Source organism: Gemella haemolysans (assembly GCF_001553035.1).
In the GTDB taxonomy this organism is placed as follows: domain Bacteria; phylum Bacillota; class Bacilli; order Staphylococcales; family Gemellaceae; genus Gemella; species Gemella haemolysans_B.
On the sequence record NZ_KQ959917.1, the window covers coordinates 24389 to 48286 of the forward strand.

The 23898-nt window shown below is 30.7% G+C and carries 22 protein-coding genes; 16 read left to right on the plus strand and 6 right to left on the minus strand.

The window, feature by feature from the left end; genetic code table 11:
- Window positions 1–31 precede the first annotated feature (31 nt).
- From HMPREF3186_RS00180 to HMPREF3186_RS00205, 6 genes are all read left to right on the plus strand, one after another.
- On the plus strand, window positions 32–784 hold the full coding sequence (locus HMPREF3186_RS00180; protein WP_003147441.1) for an ABC transporter ATP-binding protein: 753 nt from the start codon (window positions 32–34) through the stop codon (window positions 782–784).
- Window position 785: 1 nt separating this feature from the next.
- On the plus strand, window positions 786–2798 hold the full coding sequence (locus tag HMPREF3186_RS00185) for an ABC transporter permease (protein WP_060913375.1): 2013 nt from the start codon (window positions 786–788) through the stop codon (window positions 2796–2798).
- Between the two features lie 198 nt (window positions 2799–2996).
- Window positions 2997–3989 carry a PD-(D/E)XK nuclease family transposase gene (locus tag HMPREF3186_RS00190; RefSeq protein WP_060913376.1) on the plus strand — a complete coding sequence of 331 codons (993 nt, stop codon included), beginning with the start codon at window positions 2997–2999 and terminating at the stop codon, window positions 3987–3989.
- 604 nt (window positions 3990–4593) lie between these two features.
- Window positions 4594–6165 (plus strand): ATP-binding cassette domain-containing protein, encoded by a 1572-nt coding sequence (locus HMPREF3186_RS00195; RefSeq protein WP_060913377.1) that lies wholly within the window; start codon window positions 4594–4596, stop codon window positions 6163–6165.
- A gap of 966 nt (window positions 6166–7131) precedes the next feature.
- Window positions 7132–8853: an ABC transporter ATP-binding protein/permease gene (locus HMPREF3186_RS00200; RefSeq protein WP_060913378.1), complete on the plus strand. Its 1722-nt coding sequence runs from the start codon at window positions 7132–7134 to the stop codon at window positions 8851–8853.
- The gene (locus HMPREF3186_RS00205; protein ID WP_060913379.1) at window positions 8853–10463 is read left to right on the plus strand and encodes an ABC transporter ATP-binding protein; all 1611 of its coding nucleotides are present in this window, start codon (window positions 8853–8855) and stop codon (window positions 10461–10463) included. The genes HMPREF3186_RS00200 and HMPREF3186_RS00205 overlap by 1 nt, the downstream gene beginning before the upstream one ends.
- A gap of 40 nt (window positions 10464–10503) precedes the next feature.
- On the opposite strand, the gene HMPREF3186_RS00210 is transcribed toward HMPREF3186_RS00205, so the two are convergent.
- The 3 genes from HMPREF3186_RS00210 to HMPREF3186_RS00220 are packed head-to-tail and all read right to left on the minus strand — an operon-like array spanning window position 10504 to window position 12963.
- Entirely contained in the window at window positions 10504–11142 is a 639-nt protein-coding gene (locus HMPREF3186_RS00210) for a TetR/AcrR family transcriptional regulator (RefSeq protein ID WP_060913380.1), read from the minus strand.
- Between the two features lie 20 nt (window positions 11143–11162).
- Window positions 11163–12245, minus strand: coding sequence for an ABC transporter permease (locus HMPREF3186_RS00215; RefSeq protein ID WP_060913381.1), 1083 nt, complete (start codon window positions 12243–12245; stop codon window positions 11163–11165).
- Between the two features lies 1 nt (window position 12246).
- The gene (locus tag HMPREF3186_RS00220; protein WP_060913382.1) at window positions 12247–12963 is read right to left on the minus strand and encodes an ABC transporter ATP-binding protein; all 717 of its coding nucleotides are present in this window, start codon (window positions 12961–12963) and stop codon (window positions 12247–12249) included.
- 376 nt (window positions 12964–13339) lie between these two features.
- Between HMPREF3186_RS00220 and HMPREF3186_RS00225 the strand changes: the two genes are divergently transcribed.
- The 6 genes from HMPREF3186_RS00225 to HMPREF3186_RS09575 all read left to right on the plus strand — a co-directional run bounded on the left by HMPREF3186_RS00225 (window position 13340) and on the right by HMPREF3186_RS09575 (window position 15908).
- Entirely contained in the window at window positions 13340–13690 is a 351-nt protein-coding gene (locus HMPREF3186_RS00225) for a PBECR3 domain-containing polyvalent protein (RefSeq protein ID WP_060913383.1), read from the plus strand.
- Window positions 13691–14287: 597 nt separating this feature from the next.
- The gene (locus HMPREF3186_RS00230; RefSeq protein WP_060913384.1) at window positions 14288–14722 is read left to right on the plus strand and encodes a MepB family protein; all 435 of its coding nucleotides are present in this window, start codon (window positions 14288–14290) and stop codon (window positions 14720–14722) included.
- A 263-nt stretch (window positions 14723–14985) separates the two neighbouring features.
- The gene (locus tag HMPREF3186_RS00235; protein WP_060913385.1) at window positions 14986–15276 is read left to right on the plus strand and encodes a PspC domain-containing protein; all 291 of its coding nucleotides are present in this window, start codon (window positions 14986–14988) and stop codon (window positions 15274–15276) included.
- Window positions 15277–15390: 114 nt separating this feature from the next.
- A complete protein-coding gene (locus tag HMPREF3186_RS00240; RefSeq protein WP_060913386.1) occupies window positions 15391–15633 on the plus strand; it encodes a type II toxin-antitoxin system Phd/YefM family antitoxin in 243 nt (80 codons plus the stop codon).
- Entirely contained in the window at window positions 15630–15752 is a 123-nt protein-coding gene (locus HMPREF3186_RS09485) for a hypothetical protein (RefSeq protein ID WP_269446623.1), read from the plus strand. The genes HMPREF3186_RS00240 and HMPREF3186_RS09485 overlap by 4 nt, the downstream gene beginning before the upstream one ends.
- 18 nt (window positions 15753–15770) lie before the next feature.
- Window positions 15771–15908: a type II toxin-antitoxin system death-on-curing family toxin gene (locus tag HMPREF3186_RS09575; RefSeq protein WP_197415003.1), complete on the plus strand. Its 138-nt coding sequence runs from the start codon at window positions 15771–15773 to the stop codon at window positions 15906–15908.
- Window positions 15909–16057: 149 nt separating this feature from the next.
- Here HMPREF3186_RS09575 and HMPREF3186_RS00250 read toward each other — a convergent pair whose 3' ends face one another.
- The 3 genes from HMPREF3186_RS00250 to HMPREF3186_RS00260 all read right to left on the minus strand — a co-directional run bounded on the left by HMPREF3186_RS00250 (window position 16058) and on the right by HMPREF3186_RS00260 (window position 18577).
- Window positions 16058–16756, minus strand: coding sequence for an N-acetylmannosamine-6-phosphate 2-epimerase (locus HMPREF3186_RS00250; protein WP_060913387.1), 699 nt, complete (start codon window positions 16754–16756; stop codon window positions 16058–16060).
- A 20-nt stretch (window positions 16757–16776) separates the two neighbouring features.
- Complete coding sequence (locus HMPREF3186_RS00255) at window positions 16777–17481, minus strand: GntR family transcriptional regulator (RefSeq protein WP_060913388.1); 705 nt, start codon at window positions 17479–17481, stop codon at window positions 16777–16779.
- A gap of 232 nt (window positions 17482–17713) precedes the next feature.
- Window positions 17714–18577 (minus strand): ROK family protein, encoded by an 864-nt coding sequence (locus tag HMPREF3186_RS00260; RefSeq protein WP_060913389.1) that lies wholly within the window; start codon window positions 18575–18577, stop codon window positions 17714–17716.
- Between the two features lie 197 nt (window positions 18578–18774).
- Here HMPREF3186_RS00260 and manA point away from each other — a divergent pair, with 197 nt between their 5' ends.
- The 4 genes from manA to HMPREF3186_RS00280 all read left to right on the plus strand — a co-directional run bounded on the left by manA (window position 18775) and on the right by HMPREF3186_RS00280 (window position 23766).
- Complete coding sequence (gene manA, locus HMPREF3186_RS00265) at window positions 18775–19722, plus strand: mannose-6-phosphate isomerase, class I (RefSeq protein WP_060913390.1); 948 nt, start codon at window positions 18775–18777, stop codon at window positions 19720–19722.
- A 432-nt stretch (window positions 19723–20154) separates the two neighbouring features.
- Window positions 20155–21033, plus strand: coding sequence for an N-acetylneuraminate lyase (locus HMPREF3186_RS00270; RefSeq protein ID WP_060913391.1), 879 nt, complete (start codon window positions 20155–20157; stop codon window positions 21031–21033).
- 105 nt (window positions 21034–21138) lie between these two features.
- The gene (locus tag HMPREF3186_RS00275; RefSeq protein WP_060913392.1) at window positions 21139–22692 is read left to right on the plus strand and encodes a sodium:solute symporter family protein; all 1554 of its coding nucleotides are present in this window, start codon (window positions 21139–21141) and stop codon (window positions 22690–22692) included.
- Between the two features lie 237 nt (window positions 22693–22929).
- The gene (locus HMPREF3186_RS00280; RefSeq protein WP_060913393.1) at window positions 22930–23766 is read left to right on the plus strand and encodes an acetylxylan esterase; all 837 of its coding nucleotides are present in this window, start codon (window positions 22930–22932) and stop codon (window positions 23764–23766) included.
- Window positions 23767–23898: the final 132 nt, after the last annotated feature.

The window sequence follows — 23898 nt, forward strand, 5'->3', positions numbered from 1 at the left end:
AATTAGATAAAAGAATTTAGGAGTGATAAAAATGTTATTAGAAGTCAACAATGTAAGAAAAGTTTATACAACAAGATTAAGTACACAAAGTACAGAAGCGTTAAAAAACGTAAATTTCGCAGTAGATAATGGTGAATATGTAGCGATTATGGGGGAGAGCGGAAGCGGTAAAACTACTTTATTAAATATTATTGCAACATTCGATAAAGCAACATCAGGAAATGTGAATTTAAACAATTTAGATTTAAGCAAGTTGAAAGATAAAGATTTAGCGAATTTCCGTCGAGACAATCTAGGATTTGTCTTCCAAGATTTCAACCTACTGGATAATTTTTCTATAAAAGATAATATTTTATTGCCGTTAGTGTTAGCAAATAAAAAATATAAAGATATGGAAAAAAGATTAGAAAAAGTAACTAAACCTTTAGGAATTGATAAATTAATCAACAAGTTTCCATATGAAGTATCTGGTGGTCAACGTCAAAGGGTAGCGGTAGCGCGTGCGATTATTACGAACCCTGCTCTAATTTTAGCGGACGAACCGACAGGTGCACTAGATTCAAAATCAACAGATCAACTGTTAGAAGTTTTTGAAAAACTTAATAACGCAGGACAAACAATAATTATGGTTACGCACTCTGTGAAAACAGCAGCTCGTGCTAAACGTGTATTATTTATTAAAGATGGGGTAGTTTTCCATGAACTTAGAAAAGGAAATGCGACTACGAGTGAGATGTTCCAAAAAATTAATGACACGTTAACTTTAATGCAGGCAGGTGAGTAAGATGAGCTTCTTTTATAGCAAATTTGCTTTAAACAACCTTGTAAAAAACAAAAGATTTATAGTACCTTATGTGTTATCAGCAATTTTTACAATAATGTCATTTTATATACTTTCATCTTTAGCCTTTGGGGATAATTTAAACAAACTTCCAAACGGTATTGAGGCAACTAAACAGGTGTTAAGTTTGGGAATAATTGTTATAGCAATTTTTTCTACAATATTCTTATTTTACACTTACAGTTTTTTAGTAAAACGTAGGGTAAAAGAATTTGGATTGTATTCTGTTTTAGGTATGACGAAAAAACAAATAGCTAAAATCTTAGTGTTAGAAACAATTTTTATCGCTGTAACTACAATAGTGTTAGGAATTGGATTAGGAATAATTTTTGATAAACTTATGTTGTTAGTATTATTAAAATTATTCTCAGCGGGAGTTAGCTTTGGGTTCAGCATAACACCGATAGCTATAGTATTCTCAGTATTATTATTCGGAGGAATATACTTCTTATTATTACTTTATACTGTTATAAAAATAGCTAGACTTAGAATTGTAGCTTTATTAAAAGATGAAAATAAAGGTGAAAAAGAACCGAAATCTAGATGGATTTTAGCGATAATCGGTTTAGCATTAATCGGCTATGGTTATTACACAGCACAAACGGTACAAAATCCTATAAAAGCATTATTAGTATTCTTTTATGCTGTAATTGCGGTAATTATAGGTACATATCTAGTATTTATGGCAGTTAGTATCACAGTACTAAAAATCATGAAAAATAATAAAAACTTCTACTATAAACCTAAAAACTTCATCAGTGTTTCTGGTTTATTGTACAGAATGAAGAGAAATGCAGTAGGATTAGCGAATATCTGTATATTATCTACAATGGTTCTTGTAACTATGGGATCAACATCAGCATTATATGCAGGTATGGAAAAATCTTACAACGAAAGATTCCCAAGACAATTAATGATTGCAGGTTATCATTCTACTAGTGATAAACTAAAAGAAATTGAAAATAATGCAAAATTATCAGCTAAAGAAGCAGGAACTGAAGTGGAAGATATGGTCTCATATAATTCATTACCTATGGTAGGAAGATTAGTTGAAGATAAGTTCAATTTTGAATCAAATGTAGGTGTAGACTTAAGTAATGTTAAAATGATAGTTGTTTTACAATTAAAAGATTATAATAAATTCGCTAATAAAAATAAAACATTAGAAAGTAATGAGATTTTATTACATATCGATAAAAAAGGAGATTACAATTATAATAGTATTTCTCTAAATGGTAGTGACTATAAAATTAAAGAAAAATTATCAGAGTTTCCAGGAACAATAGGCTCTGCAACAGCGAATATTATGGATACATATTATGCTGTTGTTAAAGATGAAAAAGAAGCAACTAAATTAGCTACAAAACTAACAGAGTTAAGTAGTAAAGAGTTAGAAAAAAGAGGAATTAGTATACAAACAGGTACTCCTACACTTCAAAACTACGTTGCCTTCAATATTAAAGACACTACTAAAGAAGCTAAGGTAATCGAAAGTTTTAAAAAATTAGAAAAACAAAGTGGTATAGAAATAGAAGGTAAAGAAGAAAATAAACTTACATTTAGAGGAGTGTTCGCATCATTCCTATTCATCGGGGTGTTCATAAGCTTTATCTTCGTAATAAGCCAAGTGGTAATCATGTACTACAAACAAATCTCAGAAGGATATGAAGATAAAGGAAACTTTGAAATCATGAGAAAAGTAGGTATTACAGATAAACAGATTAAACAATCAATAAGATCACAAGTATTGTTAATCTTCTTCTCACCGCTAATTATAGCAACATTGCACACGATAGTAGCATATCCATTTATCGAAAAAATCTTGAGATTATTCTTAATAACAGATAATAGCATATTCTTACAGGCGCTTGCTGTGACAATCGTAGTCTTCGCAATCTTCTATCTAATAGTTTATGCAATAACATCAAAAATTTACTATAGAATTATAAAAGAATAGACGAAAATAAACTCCAGAGGAAAATTCTGGAGTTTTTTTATTTTGTGAAATAGCAGGGTTTTGGAAAACTTGTGGTAAGACTAATGTTATTATTAGAAAAAATAATCTCCGTAGAGTATAATGAAGGTAAGAAATTAACTGGGATTATGAAAAATTAAATTAATTATGAAAAAAATAATAAATAGGGAGGTTTTCAAAATGGAAAACATAAGAAATAAAGATACACGTCCAATGATGGATTTAGTAGCGAAAAAAGTATTTAGTAATACTGAGGTGACGGCTCAATTTGTTAGAGATTTATTGGATTTACCAGTAACTAATGTAAAAATTCTAGATGGAACTCAGATACATGCTAAGCCATATAAAGAGCTTCTCCCATATGTAACGCATGTAGATGTACTAGCAGAATTAGATGATGGAACACAGGTTATTATAGAAATCCAAGTGGCTATGCAGGTTGATTTTATAAAAAGATTGTGGTTGTACATTTGCGAACAAGTATCGCAAAACTTAGATGAGTATAAGAAAGAGGGGGTAAATACGCATTATTTATCTCAAGAATTAATACCAGTTTATGCGATAGCGATAACAGAGAAATCGTATTTTAATGACAATCGAGCGATTCATTCATTTAGTATGAGAGATGATGATAATTGTGAAGAATTAAAAGTTAAATTTAAAGGTATAGAAGAGAAAAGAAATTTAGTTAAAATGGTGTTTTTAGAAATAGAAAAATATACTGAAAACACAACGGAAAATTACAAAAAAGTACGTTGGATAGAATTTTTTGGAAATAAACCATTTACACATGAACCAGAAAAAATAATGAAACAAGCAGACAGTATAATAAATCCGAAAGAATGGACTAAGGAGGAGAAGAGTATGTTTGACGAGAGAAGAAGAGACTTTGATGGATATTATGCTCACCTAGCTTATGTTAGAGAAGAAAAAGAACAGGCAATAGCGGAAGGACTTGAACAAGGACTTCAACAAGGACTTCAACAAGGACTTGAACAAGGACTTGAACAAGGACGTGAAGAAGGAATAGAGCAGGGTATCGCACAAGAAAGAGTAAAAACAATAAGTATGTTCGTAGATTTAGTAAAAGAAGGGCACCTGACGAAAGAAATGGGGGCAAGTAAATTGAATTTAAGTGAGCAAGAATTTGAAAAATATCTAAAGTCGAAGTAGCAAAATAATACTTAAGCTAAATTGCAATAATAATGTAAATTTGATAGAATTATTTTTTAAGGTTAAAGAAATTAGACTGAAATATAATACACGCCAAAAGGATAGGATAATCTAAAAGCTTTAAATTTTTAAGAAAAGTTTATATGAGAACTTATAGAAGAGATGGTTTATTGTTATCTAAATTTACTTTATAAAAGTTTTTTAGATATGTAATAAACTGTGCGAGAGTAACTCTAAAAAATCAATTTCTACGAAATCGAGATTTTTGAGTCACACCCAATTACCTTTTTTAAAGTTGTATATATATTTTAGATGTTTGATAAATAAGATAAAACTCCAGAGGAAAATTCTGGAGTTTATTTTATTTGTATTTGGACTTTTGTTCTTACAAAGTGAAAAGTGTAAGAACAAAAATCCATTTTAGAAACTATTTTAAAGTAAAAATAATATCCACTTTTAAAAATCTGAAAATTAGAAAATAAAATGTGACAATTCCCATAAATTGTATTGATTATATTTGTTATCTCTGATAAAATTTACATAATAAATATATTTTTAAAGTCAGAAAAAAAGACTTTAAAATATAGTGTTAGGGGTGAAGAGCATGTTTAAGTTATTATTTAAACAAAAATATAGCATACTAGTATTTATTATTACGGTATTATGCGCAGCAACACAGGTTGCGACGTCTTATGGATTTAGTTTGATTATCCAGGCGACGGTAGATAAAAACTTAAGATTTATGGTGTCGGCAACTATTGCAGTTATGTTGATATATGTTGTTTTAAATACATTGGGTTATTTCAGAGCGATATACGTTGAAAAATTGATTCAAAATTTTTCCACAAGGCTTAGAAAAATAGCAATTGCGGATTTCAAGAAAAAGTTAGTCTATAACGAGAAACACAATAATGGAGCAGAATGTATAGCTTTAAATACTACTGATATTCAGCAGTTTGAGCAATATGCGGCTAATTGTTTATTTGCGATTTACAGTATATCTTTAGTTGTTATCTCAACAATTGTATTACTTAAGGTGAATATTACGTTATTTATTATCTCACTTGCATTGTCTTTATTAATGATGGTTCTACCTAAGTATTTCAATAAAGCGATAAAAACAACGACAAAAGACATTTCAAAATCTACAGAAGATTTCAATAAGGATTTAGAGAATGCGCTGGCTAGTTCAGAAATGCTAAACAATTTCTCTGCGTTGAATTTATTAGATAGAATTGTAAATGTGGGTTCAAAAAATATAAAAAATGCAAAAGTTAATAGAAAAAAATCTATTATGACTTTACAAGGATTGAATGTGACATTAAATGCAGGAAACCAAATCGCGTTGATTTTTATTGCGGGATATTTCGCATATAAAGGGTATATTGAATTTGCGATGATATTTGCGATATCAGGTTATACAGGAGAATTCTTTGGAGGATTGACAAAAGTAATCGAGCTATATCCGAATTTCGCTTCTGCAAATGAGTTGTTGAATAAGTACCCAGAAATTAAAGAAGAGAAAAGATTACCGAGAGTCGAAAAATTAGATAAGGAAATTGTAGTTTCTAATGTTAAATATAACTATCCAGATAAAACGGTAGAATTTCCTAATTTAACTTTTGAGAAAAACAAGAAGTATTTAATAAAAGGTAAAAGTGGTAGTGGAAAATCAACATTGATAAATATTTTAAATGGTGATTTGAAGAACTATGAAGGTAGTGTAGAATGGGACAATAGAGAATTAAAACAATTTGATATTAAATCAGCAATTTCTACGATGAATCAAAAAGTACAATTATTAAATTTATCGATCAAGGATAATATTATTTTAAACAAAGAATATAACGGCAAGTTGTTTAGAGAAGTTTTGGAAAATTGTAAGTTAGTTGATGTGATTGATAATTTAGAAGAAAAAGAAAATACAATACTAGACAATAAAAACTTAGCTTTATCGGGTGGACAGTTGCAACGATTAGGACTAGCGAGAAGTTTATATCATAAAAAAGATGTATTCATAATCGATGAAGGTACAGCTAATTTAGATAGTAAGTTGGCAGATGATATTGAGGAAATAATATTAAAAGATAAAGACTCTACAGTTATTATGATAACTCATAGAAATAGTGAGAAAATCGAAAACTTAGCAGATAAAGTTATAACATTAGGTAGCTAGATGAAAAAGAGGGTAAGATTTTAAAAAATCTTAAACCTTCTTTTTTATTGTGTAGACATGGACTTTTGTTTTTACAAAATGAGTGATGTAAGAATGAAAGGGAGATGATCAGATATTTTTATTTAGTTAGAAATATTTATATAAAATAAAGTGTTTTATTGGTGTTTGTATGGTATTGTGTTAAAATGAATATGTAAGTTTGAAAAGCTTACACCCGATAAAGGAACACTACCTAATTATAGGAAGTGAAGGGGGTGGAAGTATGGAAGAGTTAACTTATCTTTTAACTATTGTTAATATTTTTAAAGGTATAATTGATATTTTAAAATATTTTCAGGAGCAAAAGAAAAACGCTAAGGGCGGCAACCCTAAGCGTAAGTAATCTTTAATATTTCCCAAAAGGGTGGACGATGTCCCAACCGTTCGCCCTTCCTTTGAAGATATTATATCATATAACTATAGAAAAAGAAAGAAATAAATGTGAGAAGTTATTACAAGAAGCGTTAAAAGAAGAATTTAGTATGTAAATATAGAGACAACAATTCAGAAAAATAGAAAAACTGAGTTGTTGTCTTTTTCTAATGGACAAACAACGAGTAAAGCGGCAGAAGAGTGTCTGTTCAAGAAAGACAACCTAAAAAAGATTTTTCAGAACTTGTCCTCTTACAGAGGACAACAAGGTGAAAATTATAAGAATCTAGGAGTGAACCTAAAACCTCGTTTTCCGAACATTCTTTGTAATTTTGAACATTTTCGTAACAATAAACATTAAAGCTATCTTTTAATTTATCTATATAGTATAATAAAAAAAGTATAATTGATAATTAATATCAATACAGGTAACTAGAACCTTTTTCATAAAAAGAGCGAATGTTGGATTGCTATAAAAATAACAAAAATCCTTCGTCACTGTTTTACTCTTTTTGTGTAAATAAATCTAAATTTGAAATTAAATAAGGAGATATTATGAAGATAGATGGTAGAGCGATGGCTCTCTTCAATATCAAAAAAGAAGTATATCTCGTAGCGATTCTTAAACTTGTTGCCTTTTGGTGCTCGCTATTTTTCATCTACAACTTCGTAGATTTTCTATTTTATTCACTAGGTGAAGAGAGTAGAAGCGGTGCTATATTAGGATTTATCCTGAAGACAGTGATAGGTTTAGTAGTGTATTACGGAGCTACAACAGGAGATAATTACTTCAGTCACAAAATTTCTAAACAGGTTAGAAATACATTAAGGAAAGAGATTTACAACAAAGTAGAAAAACTTTCACTAAATTACACAGAAGCAGTAAATACTGGTAGTCTTCTTGTGATGAATTCTTCATCGATTGTGAACATCGAGTTTTATTTCAATAAGTTTGTACCGCAGATGTTTGCGACATTATTTATAGTACTTAGCTCGTTTGTGATTTATGGGAAGATTCATATCTTACTATTTATAGCAATGTTATTACTATATCCACTTATTCCTGTGTCTATTATGATTATTATTAAGAAGTCGAAAAAGGCTAATAAAAAGAACTTCAGCGATTTTTTAAGTTTATCTGAAGTATTCTACGATAGATTATCAGGTTTTACAACGGCAAAAATTTACGGTAAAGAAGATAATGTAGCGGGTGATGTTGATACTCGTAGTGCAAAATATAGAAAATCAACGATGGCGTTACTTCGTCATCAACTTAATTCTATTAATGTGATGGACGCTATTACTTATATTTCTATATTTGTTTTATCGATTATTGCTATTTTTGCGGTAAAAGATCAGAAACTTATTGTTTTCGTAATCGTAGCTTCTCTAGAATGTTTTAAACCGTTACGTGCTTTAGGTGGCTTGTTCCATATTTCGATGAAAGGGAATGTTGAGTTAGATAATATCTATAAACTTCTTGATTATCCGGAACAAGAAAAAGACGAGACTATCGAGGTAGAAGCTGGAAAGAATATTGTTCTGAACAATGTAAGCTTCTCTTATGGTGAAGAGACGACTTTAGAAAATATCAATATGATATTTAAACCTGGTACGAAAACAGCATTAGTAGGAGAAAGTGGAAGTGGTAAGTCTACTATTATCAAATTAATCTTAGGTTTAAATTCTAACTATAGCGGAAGTATAAAATATGATAACTTCAATATCGATAGTATTTCTACTAGAGAAATGGCTAAAATTACGACACTTATTACTAATGATAGTTATTTAGTTAAAGGTACTGTAAGAGAGCATTTAAGCGTTCGTAAAAATATAACCGAAGAAGAAATGTACAATGCATTAGAAAAAGTTAATCTTAGAGATTTCGTAGAAGAACACGGTGGTCTAGATTATGAGCTTGCGATAGGAGCTGCGAATCTTTCTGGAGGTCAAAAACAAAGACTACTTGCAGCAAAAGCAATTTTGAAAGATTCTTACTTATATATACTTGATGAAGCTGTATCGAATATTGATGATTACAGTAAGGAAATCGTGCTTAATGCCTTCGATTCAATTAAAGAAGGAAAAATTATCATCGTTATTTCTCACGATTTAGAGACTGTGACAAATTCAGATAATATCTATGTTCTAAAAGATAAGAAGATTATTGAAGAAGGAACACATGATGAGCTGATTGAAGAAAATTCTCTGTATAGAAAATTATTCACAGATCAACAACAACTGAAATCGAAATTTTTAGCTAAGGAGGTAGAGTAATGACATCATTAAGAGAATTAAAACAACTGTTAGCTATTGCTCAGGATTTTAAACGTCCATTGCTTAGAGCGACTTTATTCGGAAGCTTAGGACACTTGACACTTGTTGTATTTACCTACTTCATCTCGTTATTCTTTTTAACAAAAATAACGACAATAGCTGTAATTTTATTTGTAGTAATCTTTGCTTTAGCCGTGTTAAAAGGGTTATTCAGCTATACTGAGCAACTTTTAAATCACTACGTAGCTTTCAAAGTATTACATGCTTTACGTGTTAAAGTTTTAGAAAAATTCAAACGCATTTCTGTCGATAATTTCACGAAAAATACTTCAGGTGATTACATGACGATGATTACGACTGATATTGAATTATTAGAAGTTTTCTATGCACATACGATAACACCATTTATGATTTATATCGTACAAAGTTTAGTGGTTAGTTTCTTCCTATTATTCTTTAGCGTGAAACTAGCATTAGTAGCTTTAATAGTCTATATCGTAATCGGACTTGTGTATCCATTAAGTTTTAGAAATGTGGGGCAAGATGTTGGTGAAAATTATCGCCGTAAACTAACTCAAGTAAACAACAATTCATCAGAAGAAGCTTACGGGATTTTTGAAACATTGCAATATGGAAAAATCGATGAAGCAAAACGTAATATCGATATGGAAACTGAAGAACTGACAAGAAGTTCATATCTAAAAAATAAATTTTTAGTAGATCTGAATGTTCTAAATGTTGTAACTTATAATATCGGGGTGTTGGCATTTATCTATGTGGCATCTTCGCTTGATAGTCAGTTTGTAACTGTTTCATTAGTTGCGATGTTTATCGTATCGTTTATTCCTATTTTATACATGGGGAACCTTGCTTCAACATTAAGTCAGACGATGGCTAGTGGAAAGAGATTTTTAGAGCTTATGAATACGCCGGAAGAAGCGGAAAATAGTGGTGTAGTTGTTGATTTTAACGAACTTAAAGTTGATAATTTAACATATCGATATGCTGATAATACTGTAGTGGATAATCTAAGCTTCGACGTGAAAAAAGGTGAAATTATCGGATTAAGTGGACCTAGTGGATGTGGTAAATCTACAATAGCGAAACTTATTATGAAATTCATCTCAGATGAAAACATGGAAGGTAATATCACTATCGATGGTATTAATCTAAGAGACATAGATAACCGTTACTTTAGAGAAAATAGCTCGATAATTCTGCAAGATAGTTACTTGTTCAATGCAAAAATTAAAGATAATATCACATTCTTCGAAAAAGATTTAGATAAAGAAGAATTGGATGCATCATTAAGAAAAACTAATTTAAGAGGTTTTGTGGATAACTTAAAACGCCGTGAAAATGAAATCGTTGGTGAGAGAAGTTCGAACATAAGTTCAGGCCAGAAACAACGTTTATCAGTAGCACGTTCATTCTACAATGATAGTAAACTTCTGATTCTTGATGAAGCGACAGCAAACATCGATATCTTCAGTGAAATTGAAGTGCTAAAAGCTTTAGAAGAAAGTAAAAAAGACAAGATAACAATAATAATTTCACATAATAAATCAACATTATCAATTTGTGATAAGGTAATTAGATTAGGTGAATAGTAAAAAGAGGAACTTGGAAAATACCAAGCTCCTCTTTTTCTTACCTTGTTAAGTTTTTATAAATTTGTTGTTTAATAAATTGTAGATCATGCTCTTCAGTAGGGCAAGGAACATCTTCAAAAAGAATAAATCTTTGAGCTGAGTAGGTCATGATAGGTCCTGCGAATGAACGAATAACTTCAGCTGAGGATAAGCCCTCGTTAATTTCAGGATTATTTTCTTTATGTTTTTGTAATATGTCTTTAAAGTTTATTTCCGCAAAGACCACTTTTAAAGAATCGATAAGCTGGGTTTTTAGATTCTCGTTCGTTAATATTTCTGAGAATACTATTTTTACAGTGTTCTTATTTTCTTTTAGGAACATCATACGATCTTCGACAGCATAACTGATTAATTCTTCAAGTGAATTAGTATTTTGAGTTCTTTTTAGAAAATTTAAAAATAATTTAGGAATAATAGGGACTATTATTGAATATAATAAATCTTCTTTAGTTTTAAAGTACTTGAATACTGTTGCTTGACTAACGCCGGCTTCTTTAGCGATTTGAAGTGTAGATGTACCATGGTATCCTTGTTTTGCGAATAAATTAATCGCAGCTTCTATTGTTTTTTTCTTACCAGGTGGGAAGGTTTCGTCATGAGATATGCTAAAGTAAGATTGTAAGATATTTTCAGTCATAAGAGTCTCCTATTGTTTTTTTAAACTTTTCTATATCGTTTTAAGCCCAGAATATTAAGAATTATTAGAAGGATGCAAAGTGCAAGTAGAATTATTATATCATTTGTAATTGCAAGAAGATTTTTACCTTCTAAAATTATTTTGCTTAAACCGTCACTAGCATAGGTAACAGGTAAGATTTTACTAATATAGACAGCGATTTTTCCCATACTCTCAACAGATACTATTCCTGAAAAGAACATTTGTGGAATAACTATTACCGGAACGAACTGCATCATTTGAAATTCTGATTTTGCAACTGTTGAGATCAGTAAACCTAATGTTAAGGCAACCATTGCTAATAATACATTAACTATTATAACATAAAATGGATTTCCAGCAACTTCAATATTTAATAAATATACAGATGATAAAGTGACGATAATAGTTTGAATTATAGCTAATGAGCTATAAGATAATACATAACCTAGGACAACCTCGCTTCTTTTTACTGGAGTTGCCAAAAGTCTATCTAAAGTTCCGCTATTACGTTCTTTTAATAGTGCCATACCAGAGATTAGAAATACGTAGAAGAATATGATATAGCCGATTAAAGTAGGTGCAACTTTATTGAAAAATGTTGAATCTGCATTACCATAATTATAATATTCTTTAACTTCAGGTTCTTGTTTATTTTCACTTAACTTAGGATTTACTTTTTTAACAACTTCCACCAAGCTTTTTGCTTCTGATGTTTTTATAGAACTTTTTAAAACTTGTTGGGCTTGCATAGTTTTAGTAGAATCTATATTAGCGTGAGTTACCGTATAAGTATTGTTATCGTAAAAAATTACCGTATCTATCTCGTTATTTTTTAATTTCTCTTCAGCAGCTTCTTTTGATTGATATTCTTCTAGATGAACGTTGTCAATATCTTTCATTACAGAAACCACACTTTGAGGAGTGTTTACAGAAGCAACAGTAATTTCAGAATTTGTGTTTGCTGAAAAGACTATGCTGATTAACCACATTATAAAAATCGGTGCAACGAACATCATAGCTAAAGTCCTTTTATCTCTAAAAAATTCTTTAAATACTCTTTTTGAAATAGTTAAAATTCTCATGTTATTTTTCCTCCACTTTTAAGAATACTTCTTCGATAGTAGTAACATTATTTTTTTCTTTTAGATTTTTTGGTGTGTCGAAGTCTATAATATCTCCACGAAGAAGAAGTCCGACTTTGTCTGTAAGTTCTGCTTCGTCCATTACATGAGTCGTTACTAGAATGCCAACACCGTTATCCCTTTGCTTGAACAATTCTTTCCAAATGCTACGACGAAGGCTAGGGTCTATGCCGACAGTAGGTTCATCGAGTATAAGTAACTTAGGACTACCGATTAATGCAATGGCGAGAGAAAGTCTTCGCTTCATCCCACCCGAATAATTTGATACTGATTTTTTTAAGTGATCGGTTAGGTCAACTATTTTTGCTACACAAGCTATTTCTTCTTTTAGTTGTTTTGAAGGAACACCTTTCATTTTTCCAAAAAATTCTAAATTTTCATAGCCAGTAAGTATTTCATAAAGAGCATCGCTTTGTGCCATATATCCAATATTAGAAAGAATTTCTCTTTTTGGCATTTTGTTATCTAGAACAAGGGCTTCACCTTTATCTGCTTTTTCCATACCGAGCATTGTTTTTATTAATGTTGATTTTCCCGATCCAGAAGGGCCGATAAGACCTACAATTTCACCTTTTTCTAGGTTGAAATCAATGTTATCAAGGACTTTTTGATCCCCGAAATTTTTTGATAATGAAGTAATTTGTATTAATTTTTTCATAAGAATCACCTTTCTTTTTAAAGTGAGTAAACACTCACTTTAAAATTAAAAAAATATATAGATAAGATTATTTGAGGGATATTAATTCACCTAATGTTTTTGGAACTGTGATTATTAAAGAACAGTTTCACGATAGGTGCTAAGAAATATCCCATTAGAAATAAGATTTCAAACTTTCGGTAAGTAAACACTCACCTTATAATCAATATTATAGTGAGTGAACACTCACTTGTCAAGAAGAAAATTTGAAAAATTTTAAAAAGGGGATAGAATAAAAAATCAAGAAAAATAAAGATTGAATTATTGAAATAAGTTAGCGAATGGTGGTAAGAATGCTCTATAATATGATAAAATTAAATAGATGGGAGAGATTAAAGTGAAAATTAATAATAAGATAAAACAGCAGTTAGATATTAATATTGATGTCGATGAGGTAATAATTTCTAGAGGATTAGAAACTCATATGAAAAAGAGTAGACATAAACATGCGATTAAGTATATTTCTTATATAGAAAATATTATAGAAACTCCAGATTATGTAGGAATTAATCCAAGAGAAAAAGGTGTTAGTTTAGAATGTATAAAATTATTTGAAGATAATATACTATTAGCAATAAAACTTGATATGAAAAACAATTATTTTTATACAGCTTCTATGTATGATATTACTGATGCGAAATTAAAGAGTATGATAAGAAGTGGACGTATTAAGAAGTATAATAATTGACAAACCAACATATTTGTTATAACATAAAGATAGAAAAAAGTCTTATTGAAGTAGAAAAGGCTCTCTACACACTCTTTTATAGAGTACCTGAGATGATGGGTACGCCGTCCATCCTTTAAGACTCTTGTAAAAAATGAAAGAACATTCTTCGTAGTGTTCTTTTATTTTTTGACAAGATAAATATTTTACGAACAATATAAATGGGGCTGATCTAAAAGTCCTAAATATTAACAAAGTTTATATGAGAGCTTATAGACACAGTGGCTTAGTTGATATCTGAATTCGCTTTATAAAAGTTTTCTAGATATCTAATAAATTGTGCGGGAGTGACTCGATAAAATCTTATTTTTTAAGAGATCTTGATTTTTAAGTCATTCCCTTTTTTATAAAAAACATTAATAATATAAACTTAATTAAAAGGCGCTTGAGTACTTTATAAATATGATATAATATTCATAAAGTAAGGATAGTAAAATATGGAATAAATTTCTTAATTTGTTAGAAGAGAAAAACTATAAATCATATGAAGAGATTATAATATCATTAGTATGCAGTGATTTGAATGAAAAATTTTTGTTAAGGAGGACATATATTAAAATGAAAATACTTGGGGTTCTTAATGAGTTTTATGATGATTTTGAATTCATTAAAGAAAAGTGGAATGAAAAATACGAAGGTATCCTTATCAAAATAAAGGAAGAGCAAGGATATAAAAGATGTCGCTTGGCAAAAAAAACACCAAAAAAAGAAGGATATTTTACAGCCTTTTGGAAAAAAGACTCAAGAAATAAGAACATTCCATATACTAATGAAGATCTAGGGAATGAACTCGTTATTGTTGTGATTGATAACGATAAGAGAGGACTGTTTATTATTCCAAATGAGGAGGCTATCCGTAGAAAAATTCTCTCGACAAAAGATAGTAAAGGAAAAATGTCTATGCGATTTTATCCGCCTTGGAGCGTAAATTTGAATACAACGGCTCTAGAAACACAAAAATGGCAATTGAAATTTTTTAGAAAAATTGAATAACAAGAATGATTTTTGGTACTCTTGGAGAAAAATATTTATGAAATCTTTAGTGGATTCATATATATGCAAACGATTTGGTTTTTATGCTCGATAAGAATTTCACTGTTAATGTCATTTTTAAGATGTTTATTAAAAATCTTATAATATAAACTTAGTTTAAAGTAACTTGAGTACAATAGTTAATATATATCATAGAAATGTGATATAATATTTATAAAGTCAGAATAATAAAATATCAACAATAAAGTCAGGAGGAATTTATTATGATAGATGGATTAAATAAAATTTGGAATAAATTTCTTAATTTTTTAGAAGATAAAGAGATGTATAAATCATACGAAGGAGCTTTAATCTCTGGGGTATGTAGTGGTTTAAGTAAAAGATTTGGAATAAGTGCTAGTTTCTTACGAGTACTATTCTTATTAGCGAGTATTTTCTCATTTGGTAGTCCAATATTGATATATATATTGTTATCAATAATAATGCCGGTAAAACCGATGAAAGAAAACTATAGAAATTCAAGTTACATCGATGGACGTGCTTGGGAAAAGTAACATAAAGAAAAGTTCTAATTGATTAACTGTCAATTAGAACTTTTTAATCACATAAAATAGGTTGAATTAATCCTATTTTTTTTATTATAATAATATGAAAAGGAGGTGTCATGTATGAATATAGACACAAATAATTTGGTTTCAATAACAGAAGCAAATCAGAACTTCTCTAAGATAGCAAGAATGGTAGATGAAAATGGATCAGTTGTTATATTGAAAAATAATGCACCAAGATATGTTTTAGTAGAATTTAATGAATTTGAAAAAACTCAACAAGCCTCGGATGAAGATGTATTAGCACTTTCTAAAAGTTTAATGGAAAAAAATAAAAAGGCTTATGAGGTGTTGGCGAAATGATAAAATTATCAACTAATCAAATACTTTTACTTCATAAAGATTTGATTTCTGAGTTCGGAGGATTAGATGGTGTAAAGGATTTGGGAATGTTAGAATCTGCAATTAATGCGCCGTTTTAGACATTTAATTATCAGGATATGTATCCAACAATTCAACAAAAAGCAGCGAGATTATGCTATGGATTGGTAAAAAATCATCCATTTATTGATGGGAATAAACGGATAGGAGTCCACGCTATGTTAGTCTTTTTGGCTCTAAACAGAATAGAATTGTAATATTCACAAGAAGAATTATATACTATTATTTTAAAGATTGCTTCAAGTCAAGCAACTATTGAAGATTTATCAACTTGGATAATAAATCATCAATTATAGCTAAAAAATGAAACCAACTCTGAAAACAGTTTTTCAGAGTTGGTTTTTTCTTATTTCACTGCATTAATAAACCTAGCTGCGATTTCTTTTGGACGAGTGATAGCTCCGCCAACTACTACGCTAAATGCCCCTGCATCATAAGCTGCTTTTGCATGTTCAGGGTAGTGGATACGACCTTCTGCGATTATAGGCACAGAAATAGTTTCAGATAGTTTTTTGATAAGACCTAAGTCTACTTCGTTCGGTCTATCTTTTGTATTTTCTGTATAACCACTTAATGTAGTTCCAACAAAGTCAAGACCGATGTTAGCCGCATTTACGCCTTCTTCGAATGTAGCAATATCTGCCATTAAAATAATGTCAGGGTACTTAGCTTTGATTTCTGCGATAAAATCATTGATTGTTGTACCATCAAAACGAGGGCGTAAAGTACAGTCTAAGGCGATTATTTCACAACCTGTTTCTACAAGAGCATCTACTTCTTTCATAGTTGCTGTGATGAATTGTGACATACCTTCATAACTTTGTTTAATAATTCCGATAACAGGCAGATCAACTGTTTCTTTGATTTGAACTATATCAGTAACTCCTTGTGCACGAATACCAACAGCTCCAGCTTCTTTAGCAGCTAGTGCCATAAGTTTCATAATTCCACCTTCTTCAACGTAAAGTGGTTCTCCAGGTAATGCTTGGCAAGAAACGATAATTCCGCCTTTAATTTGGTTTAAGATTTCTTCTTTTTTGTTCATAGTTAGCTCCAATCCAACGCTTAATCTTTAATTGTTAAGCTGTAGTATTTGTAATTTATAAAGATTTTTACATATTCAAAAATTTTACCGTCTGCGAAGTAGGTGTACCTATCAAATTCAAAACAAGGTTCACCATCTTTTGCGATGAAATTGGCAATTTCTTCAGGAGTATCAACTATAACTTTCATAGTTTTTTTAGATTTTTCTTGGTGAATATCTATACGATATTTTTTTCTAATCATAGTAGCAAGCTCTTTGAAACTGTCGATATCATCGATATTAACATCAGGTAAATATTTAATTGGAATATAGTTAGTTTGGTGAGCCCAAGCAACATTACCGATATATTTTATACGAGCCACTTTTAGAAGTTTTTGATTTTTTAGTTTTAATTTTGAGCAAAGCTCTTTATCTTGAATAATTTCAGCTTCTACAACTTCAGAGTGTTCAGATACTGATTCTTTAAAGTGTTTATGGAAATTGTTGTTTTCTGTAACGAAGACTTTTTTATTAACTAGAGTTTTGTTAACGAAACTTCCTTTACCTTGAATTCTAAAAATATATCCTGCTGACTCTAGTTCATTTAGCACGCGAACAGCAGTAGTACTACTAACATTATATATTTCTTTTATCTCTTTTTCTGTATAGAGTTGCTCACCTTCTTTAAAAATACCAGTTTGTATTTTTAAGATGATATCGTTTATAATCTTTTCGTATTTTTTCAAGTTGATCCCTCCTTGACTTAATTATTATTTGTTTATCAAAATTTAATGTGTTAACTTAAATTTATATTATCACTTATACAGGACTTTGTAAAGAAAAAACTTAAAAAATATTAGAAAAAAATTTAAACGGTTGCAAAAATTATAAATTAACTTAGAACAGAGTTTGAAGTTCTGTTGAAAAATGGAAACCCCTCCTTACTTTTTAAGTAAAGAGGGGGTAAAGTTTAATATCTTATTTTTCTACAAATGGGCTAATAGCTCCGTATAGAGCTGCATCATTTCCTAACTCAGCTGCTAGGAATTTAGTTTGGTTGTTTTCGATTGGGTGAAGTTCACGTACTTTTGCTTCTAGTTTATTTAATAAATAATCTCCTTGAGCAGAAACAGCCCCACCGATTACGATATACTTAGGATCTAGGATACATAGTAAGTTAACAATACCACGAGCAAGTTCGAATAACCATTCGTCTAGCACTTTTAGTGCAGTTGTGTCTTCACGTTTACAAAGATCGAAGAATTCGATAACGCTAATTCCTTCGTACATTTCGGCTTTGATTTTTCTATCTAAAGCGATAGTAGAAGCACGTTGTTCGTAAGTAGTTTTAGTGTCGAAATCGTAAAGAGATTGTCCGATTTCACCTACACCGAAGTTAGATCCGAAAGGAAGACTAGTAAGGTAGTAAGCACCACCGATTCCAGTTCCTAAAGCCATACAGAATACTTCATCTAAACCTTTTGCTCCACCAAGCCATTGTTCACCAAGTAAGGCACAGTTAACATCGTTATCTGCGTATACTGGGATACCTAGTCTATCTCCAAAATCACGTTTGAAGTTAGTTCCAAGATAGTTCTTAATAGTTGGAGCTGAACGGATAACTTCCATGTTAACATTGTCGATAACACCAGCCGCAGAGATACCAGCTGCAGAGAAGTTATAGCTTTCACGGATTTTGCTTGCGATTCTGAACATTTCATCAGTAATTTTTACAGTTACATTGTCAGGTGTTTTACAAGTTTCGTAATGTACGATTTTGTAGTTATCATCAATTACAGCAAATTTTATACTTGTACCACCAATATCAATACCTAATAACATATTATACCTACTTTCTTAATAAAGACATGATTATCTTTAATGTTAATGATTTTTTTAATTTCTATACAACGATATATTACCATAAAATTAAATTTTTGAAAACTGTTTCTAGAAAAAAATTAAAAGGTATATGCTGTATAAAAAATAGTGACTGGTGTATAATAAACTAGAAGTTAGAATTGTTTAAGGAGAATAAAATGGATAAAATAGTATTTTTAGAGCCTGTATTTTGTGAAAGAATTTGGGGTGGACGTAATTTAGAGAAGTTTGATTTTTCTATTCCACAAGGAAATATTGGAGAAGCGTGGGTTATTGCGGCTCATGATAACGGAAGTTCAAAAATAACAAACGGTGAGTTAGCAGGTTTAACATTAAAAGAAGCTTATGAGAAACAACCTACTTTATTTACTGAGAAAGTGTATGATAAGTTTCCATTATTAATTAAAATTTTAGATGCTAGTGATAATCTATCAGTTCAAGTACATCCTGAAGATGATTATGCGCGTGAAAATGAGAATGGTGAACTTGGTAAAACTGAATGTTGGTATGTACTAGATGCTAAAGAAGGTGCGAAGTTAGTATATGGACATACTGCTAAAACAAAAGAGGAGTTCAATGATAAAATTAATCGTGAACAATGGCAAGAATTGTTTATAGAAGAAGAAGTAAAAGCGGGAGATTTCTTCTATATTCCAGCAGGAACTCTTCATGCGATTGGAGAGGGAATATTAATATATGAAGTGCAACAAAATTCTGATACGACATATCGAGTATATGATTATGATCGTGTCGACAAAGATGGTAATAAACGTGAACTTCATATAGAGAAAACAAAAGATGTGACAAAAGTTCCATTTCAAAAAGTTACTACAAGCCCTAAAACGGAAAAATTAGAAGGGGCTACAGTAACATACTTAGCCGATGAAAGGTACTTCTCTGTGTTTAAAGTTGAAGTGGAGGGGCAAGTTTCCCTAGAGAAAACTCGAACAGGAAATCTATTTACCGTCCTTAATGGTAGTGGAAGTGTAGAAATAGACGATAACATTTATGATGTGAAAAAAGGAGATAGTTTTATCTTAACAACAGATTGCAGTAAATACACATTAAAAGGAAATATGTTCTTAGTAGGAAGTTATGATAGATAGGTATTAAAAGTAAAGATAATCAATTTAATGTTAAATTTTTTGTATTTAGTTGTTACTTGATAACGTTCGATTTAAAGGTTTTTAAGTAATAAATAAAGGTTAATAGAAGCGACTGCATAAGTCTGATTTTTATAAAATGATGACTTGTGAGTCGTTTTTTATTTTTAAAAAGAGGAGTTTAATGTATTAAATAGAGACAATAAGACTAGACAATAGATTTACATATACTATATAAACGTCAACTGAATTAACTGTTAGCATATAGTCTAAATATGATAACAGCAGTAAAGGTTAAAAGGTTTTCAAAAAAATAAAATTTTTAAGATTCTTCTATTGACAAACTAAAGAAAACGTTTTAAAATATAAGTGTATTAAAATTTAATGTGTTAAATAAATGCACAATATTAAAAACAAATAACGGAGGTTATTATAATGAAAGATTTAAAAGGATTATATTCGGCTTTACTTATTCCATTTGACGAAAATGGTGAGGTTAAAGAAGAGGGGCTAAGACAGGTTATCGAACATAACATCAATGTAAGTAAAATTGATGGTTTATATGTTAATGGAAGTAGCGGGGAGAACTTCTTATTAAACACTGCTCAAAAGAAACAAATTTTTAAATTTGTAAAAGAAGTAGTTGGGGATAGAGTTAAACTTATCGCTCAAGTTGGATCTTTAGATTTAAATGAAGCGGTAGAATTAGCAAAATACGCTACAGAATTAGGATATGATTCATTATCAGCAGTTACTCCATTCTACTATCCATTATCATTTAATGAAATCAAACACTACTACAAAACAATCATTGATGCTACAGATAACAGCATGATTCTTTACTACATTCCATTCTTAACAGGGGTTAAAATTAGTTTAGATCAATTTGCTGAATTACTAGAAGATGAAAAAGTTATCGGTGTTAAATACACTGCTGCAGACTTCTATCAATTAGAAAGATTCAGAAAACGATTCCCTAACAAACTAATTTGGTCTGGATTCGATGAAATGTTAGTTCAAGCGGCTATTACAGGAGTAGACGGAGCTATCGGTTCTACATACAATGTTAACGGACAAAGAAGCCAAGAAATCTTCAGACTTGCTAAAGAAGGTAAAGTTGCTGAAGCTTACGAACTTCAACATGAAGCAAATGATGTAATTGAAAAAGTATTAGAATTAGGATTATATCAAACTCTTAAAGAAATCTTAAAAGTTAAAGGGATTGATGCAGGATACTGTAAACAACCTATGAAAGTATTTGATCCAGCTAAATTACCTGAAGTAGAAAAATTAGTTAAAGATTACAACCTATAATTTAACAAATAAGGGGTAAAAAATTAGGGGTGGAAAGAGGAGAATTTTTCCTCTTTCCTAGATATTAGAAAAAATATTATTAAGAAAAAATAGGAGGGGAGTACCATGGATAAAATTGGATTTGGTACACTTAACAGTATAGTTTTAGCGATTTACTTGTTAGCTATGCTAGCGATAGGGGTGTATTTCACTAAAAAAGCAGGTGAAAGCACGGATGAATTCTTTAAAGCCGGAGGAAACATTCCATCTTGGGCAGTAGGATTCTCGATATACGCAACAACATTATCTGCCATTACATTTATGGCAACACCGGAAAAAGCATTTAACGGGGACTGGACATACGCAGCAGGGAACTTCTCGATTATCGCGATTATTCCGATATTAATTCACTACTATATTCCATTCTTTAGAAAATTAAATGTAACGACAGCATATGAATATTTAGAAGAACGTTTTAATCCTAGTGTACGTGTAGTAGGAAGTGTGTTATTCTCACTATTCCATATTGGACGTGTAGCTATCGTTATTTACTTACCAACAGTTGCTATCACATCAGTATCGACACTTAACCCATTCTTAGTGTGTGCGATTATCGGGTTACTTTGCGTAGTTTACTCATTCTTAGGAGGGGTAGAAGGAGTTATCTGGACAGACGTTATCCAAGGTATCATTTTACTTGGAGGAGCTGTTTTAGTAATCATCTTAGGAGCATACCACGTAGGTGGATTTGGGCAAATTACTCAAGATGCTTTAGCTAATGGTAAAATTGTAACTGCTGAAAAATTTAGCTGGTCATTAACAGCGTCAACTATTCCAATTATCTTCATTGGATCAGTATTTAACAGTTTACAACAATACACAGCTTCTCAAGACGTAGTTCAACGTTATAGTACTACTGAATCTGTAAAAGAAACTAACAAATCAATCTGGACTAACGGATTATTAGCATTCATCTCTATTCCAATCTTCTACGGAATGGGAACAGTTTTATACAGCTTCTACAAAGGTAGTCACGCTGTAACAAAATTACCAGACTTCATGAACGCTGAAGTAGTAGGTAAAGCAGCTAATACAACAGCTTTAGTACCTTACTTCATCTTAACAGCATTACCTGCAGGGGTTGCTGGATTAGTTATCGCAGCTATCTTAGCAGCGGCTCAATCAACAATCGCATCAAGCTTAAACTCAATTTCAGCTTGTATCACAGTTGATATTAAACAACGTTTCTTCGGATTAAGTAAAGATGCTAAACAAGACGTTCTGTTAGCTCGTATTATCATCATCATAGCAGGTGTATTAGGAACAATCGCAGCATTATACTTCGTAAACTCTAACCAAAAAGAAACTTGGGATTTATTCCTTAAATATATCGGACTTCTAGGGGTGCCTTTAGCTGGTACATTCGCACTTGGTATCTTCACTAAACGTGCAAATGGAGCTGGAGCATTATTAGGATTAGTAGTTGCAGGGCTTGTATGTTGGTACATCCAAGACTTCACAACTTATGCTAAACAAAGTCCATTTATCTTCTCAGGATTCTCATTCTTAAGTGCATTAGTATTCGGTTATATCTGTAGTTTCTTCTTCAAATCTACTAAAAATATCACTGGACTTACTATTCACACTAAAGATCAAGAATACGTAAAAGAAGCAAAATAATAAAGTCAGATCTCAAAAAATATAACGAACTTACAAAAATGGTCCTCAACCTAGTGTTGGGGATTGTTTTTTTGTTTAATAAATTGTAGGTGTTGTGCGTAATATGTTTAAAAAACTGAGAGTTAAATGTTTGTAATAGAAATTAATATATTTTGATGTAATAAAGCTATACATTATCTTTATCAAGGATAATAAGATATAATTAAAAGGAAAAATGTGTGCTGGAGAGATAGAAAAATGAATTTAGTAAAAGAAAGAGAACTGAACTATAAGATTAGTGTAGTAAGAGACGATGACGATATTCAATTATTAATGTTAGAGTTTGAAGCAATAGATTATTCAAAAATTTATGCAGAGATAGTTGTGAAAAAAATAGGTAGTAAGGGGATAATATTAGAGTTTCCAGATTATGAAGAGGCACCGAGAGGTTTTTTAGGACTTATGAATTACTATGCGTTAGGATACAGCGGTGCAACACTTCATGTTAGAGGAGATAGGGGGAGAAGTGAAAATAAGCAGCCAGCTTCAATATACTTTCCTTTTTTAAATAATAATAAGGATGAGGAGTTATATTATAATTATGTCTATCAAGATGGGCTAGATTTGGTAAATATTCTAGAAAAAGAGTTTCCTGATATAGAGGTGATTGTAGTAGCAAAAGGACAAGGTGCTGCAATAGGTCTTGCAGTAGCGGCAATTTCTCAGAAAATAGCGAAATTATTTATTTCAAATGTTCAAAACTTTGATTTTAAATATATTTTTGATAATAACCTTGATGTTGGAGTTTATGATGGAATAAGAGAATATGCACGTAATTATCCTGAGAAAGAAGAGTATCTGCTTATGAGATTAGGGGAAATAGACGTGATCCAATATTGCGATGAGATTAGTGTGGAAGTGAACTTTGGATATTCAAAATTAGACGAAAAGAATATTGTTATTAATAAAAAGTTAGAAAGTATGTTTAAACGAAAAGAAGTTACCATTTTTGAGTGTGAAGAAGAGGATCTTCATGTGAAGTTGTTGGAAAAGTGGTTGCTTGGAGATTTGAAGCCAGGGGGCAAGTTAGATTAAGACAAAATCCGAATCTAATAGTTATATAAATTTATAGGAGATATGAAGGCTTCCCCTATAAGGGGTTGATAAAAAGGTCCTAAAATGTAACAAAGTTCAGATGATAACTCATAGACGCAGTGGTTTATTGAT

Excerpts from the sequence above, each read along its gene's own strand:
- HMPREF3186_RS00270 (WP_060913391.1), top strand. The coding sequence starts at position 20,155 with ATGAAAGATTTAAAAGGATTATATTCGGCTTTACTTATTCCATTTGAC.
- HMPREF3186_RS00275 (WP_060913392.1), top strand. The coding sequence starts at position 21,139 with ATGGATAAAATTGGATTTGGTACACTTAACAGTATAGTTTTAGCGATT.
- HMPREF3186_RS00220 (WP_060913382.1), bottom strand. The coding sequence starts at position 12,963 with ATGAAAAAATTAATACAAATTACTTCATTATCAAAAAATTTCGGGGAT.
- HMPREF3186_RS00195 (WP_060913377.1), top strand. The coding sequence starts at position 4,594 with ATGTTTAAGTTATTATTTAAACAAAAATATAGCATACTAGTATTTATT.
- HMPREF3186_RS00230 (WP_060913384.1), top strand. The coding sequence starts at position 14,288 with ATGAAAATACTTGGGGTTCTTAATGAGTTTTATGATGATTTTGAATTC.
- HMPREF3186_RS00260 (WP_060913389.1), bottom strand. The coding sequence starts at position 18,577 with ATGTTATTAGGTATTGATATTGGTGGTACAAGTATAAAATTTGCTGTA.
- HMPREF3186_RS00215 (WP_060913381.1), bottom strand. The coding sequence starts at position 12,245 with ATGAGAATTTTAACTATTTCAAAAAGAGTATTTAAAGAATTTTTTAGA.
- HMPREF3186_RS00250 (WP_060913387.1), bottom strand. The coding sequence starts at position 16,756 with ATGAACAAAAAAGAAGAAATCTTAAACCAAATTAAAGGCGGAATTATC.
- manA (WP_060913390.1), top strand. The coding sequence starts at position 18,775 with ATGGATAAAATAGTATTTTTAGAGCCTGTATTTTGTGAAAGAATTTGG.
- HMPREF3186_RS00210 (WP_060913380.1), bottom strand. The coding sequence starts at position 11,142 with ATGACTGAAAATATCTTACAATCTTACTTTAGCATATCTCATGACGAA.
- HMPREF3186_RS00190 (WP_060913376.1), top strand. The coding sequence starts at position 2,997 with ATGGAAAACATAAGAAATAAAGATACACGTCCAATGATGGATTTAGTA.
- HMPREF3186_RS00280 (WP_060913393.1), top strand. The coding sequence starts at position 22,930 with ATGAATTTAGTAAAAGAAAGAGAACTGAACTATAAGATTAGTGTAGTA.
- HMPREF3186_RS00240 (WP_060913386.1), top strand. The coding sequence starts at position 15,391 with ATGAATATAGACACAAATAATTTGGTTTCAATAACAGAAGCAAATCAG.
- HMPREF3186_RS09485 (WP_269446623.1), top strand. The coding sequence starts at position 15,630 with ATGATAAAATTATCAACTAATCAAATACTTTTACTTCATAAAGATTTG.
- HMPREF3186_RS09575 (WP_197415003.1), top strand. The coding sequence starts at position 15,771 with ATGTATCCAACAATTCAACAAAAAGCAGCGAGATTATGCTATGGATTG.
- HMPREF3186_RS00200 (WP_060913378.1), top strand. The coding sequence starts at position 7,132 with ATGAAGATAGATGGTAGAGCGATGGCTCTCTTCAATATCAAAAAAGAA.
- HMPREF3186_RS00235 (WP_060913385.1), top strand. The coding sequence starts at position 14,986 with ATGATAGATGGATTAAATAAAATTTGGAATAAATTTCTTAATTTTTTA.
- HMPREF3186_RS00180 (WP_003147441.1), top strand. The coding sequence starts at position 32 with ATGTTATTAGAAGTCAACAATGTAAGAAAAGTTTATACAACAAGATTA.
- HMPREF3186_RS00185 (WP_060913375.1), top strand. The coding sequence starts at position 786 with ATGAGCTTCTTTTATAGCAAATTTGCTTTAAACAACCTTGTAAAAAAC.
- HMPREF3186_RS00205 (WP_060913379.1), top strand. The coding sequence starts at position 8,853 with ATGACATCATTAAGAGAATTAAAACAACTGTTAGCTATTGCTCAGGAT.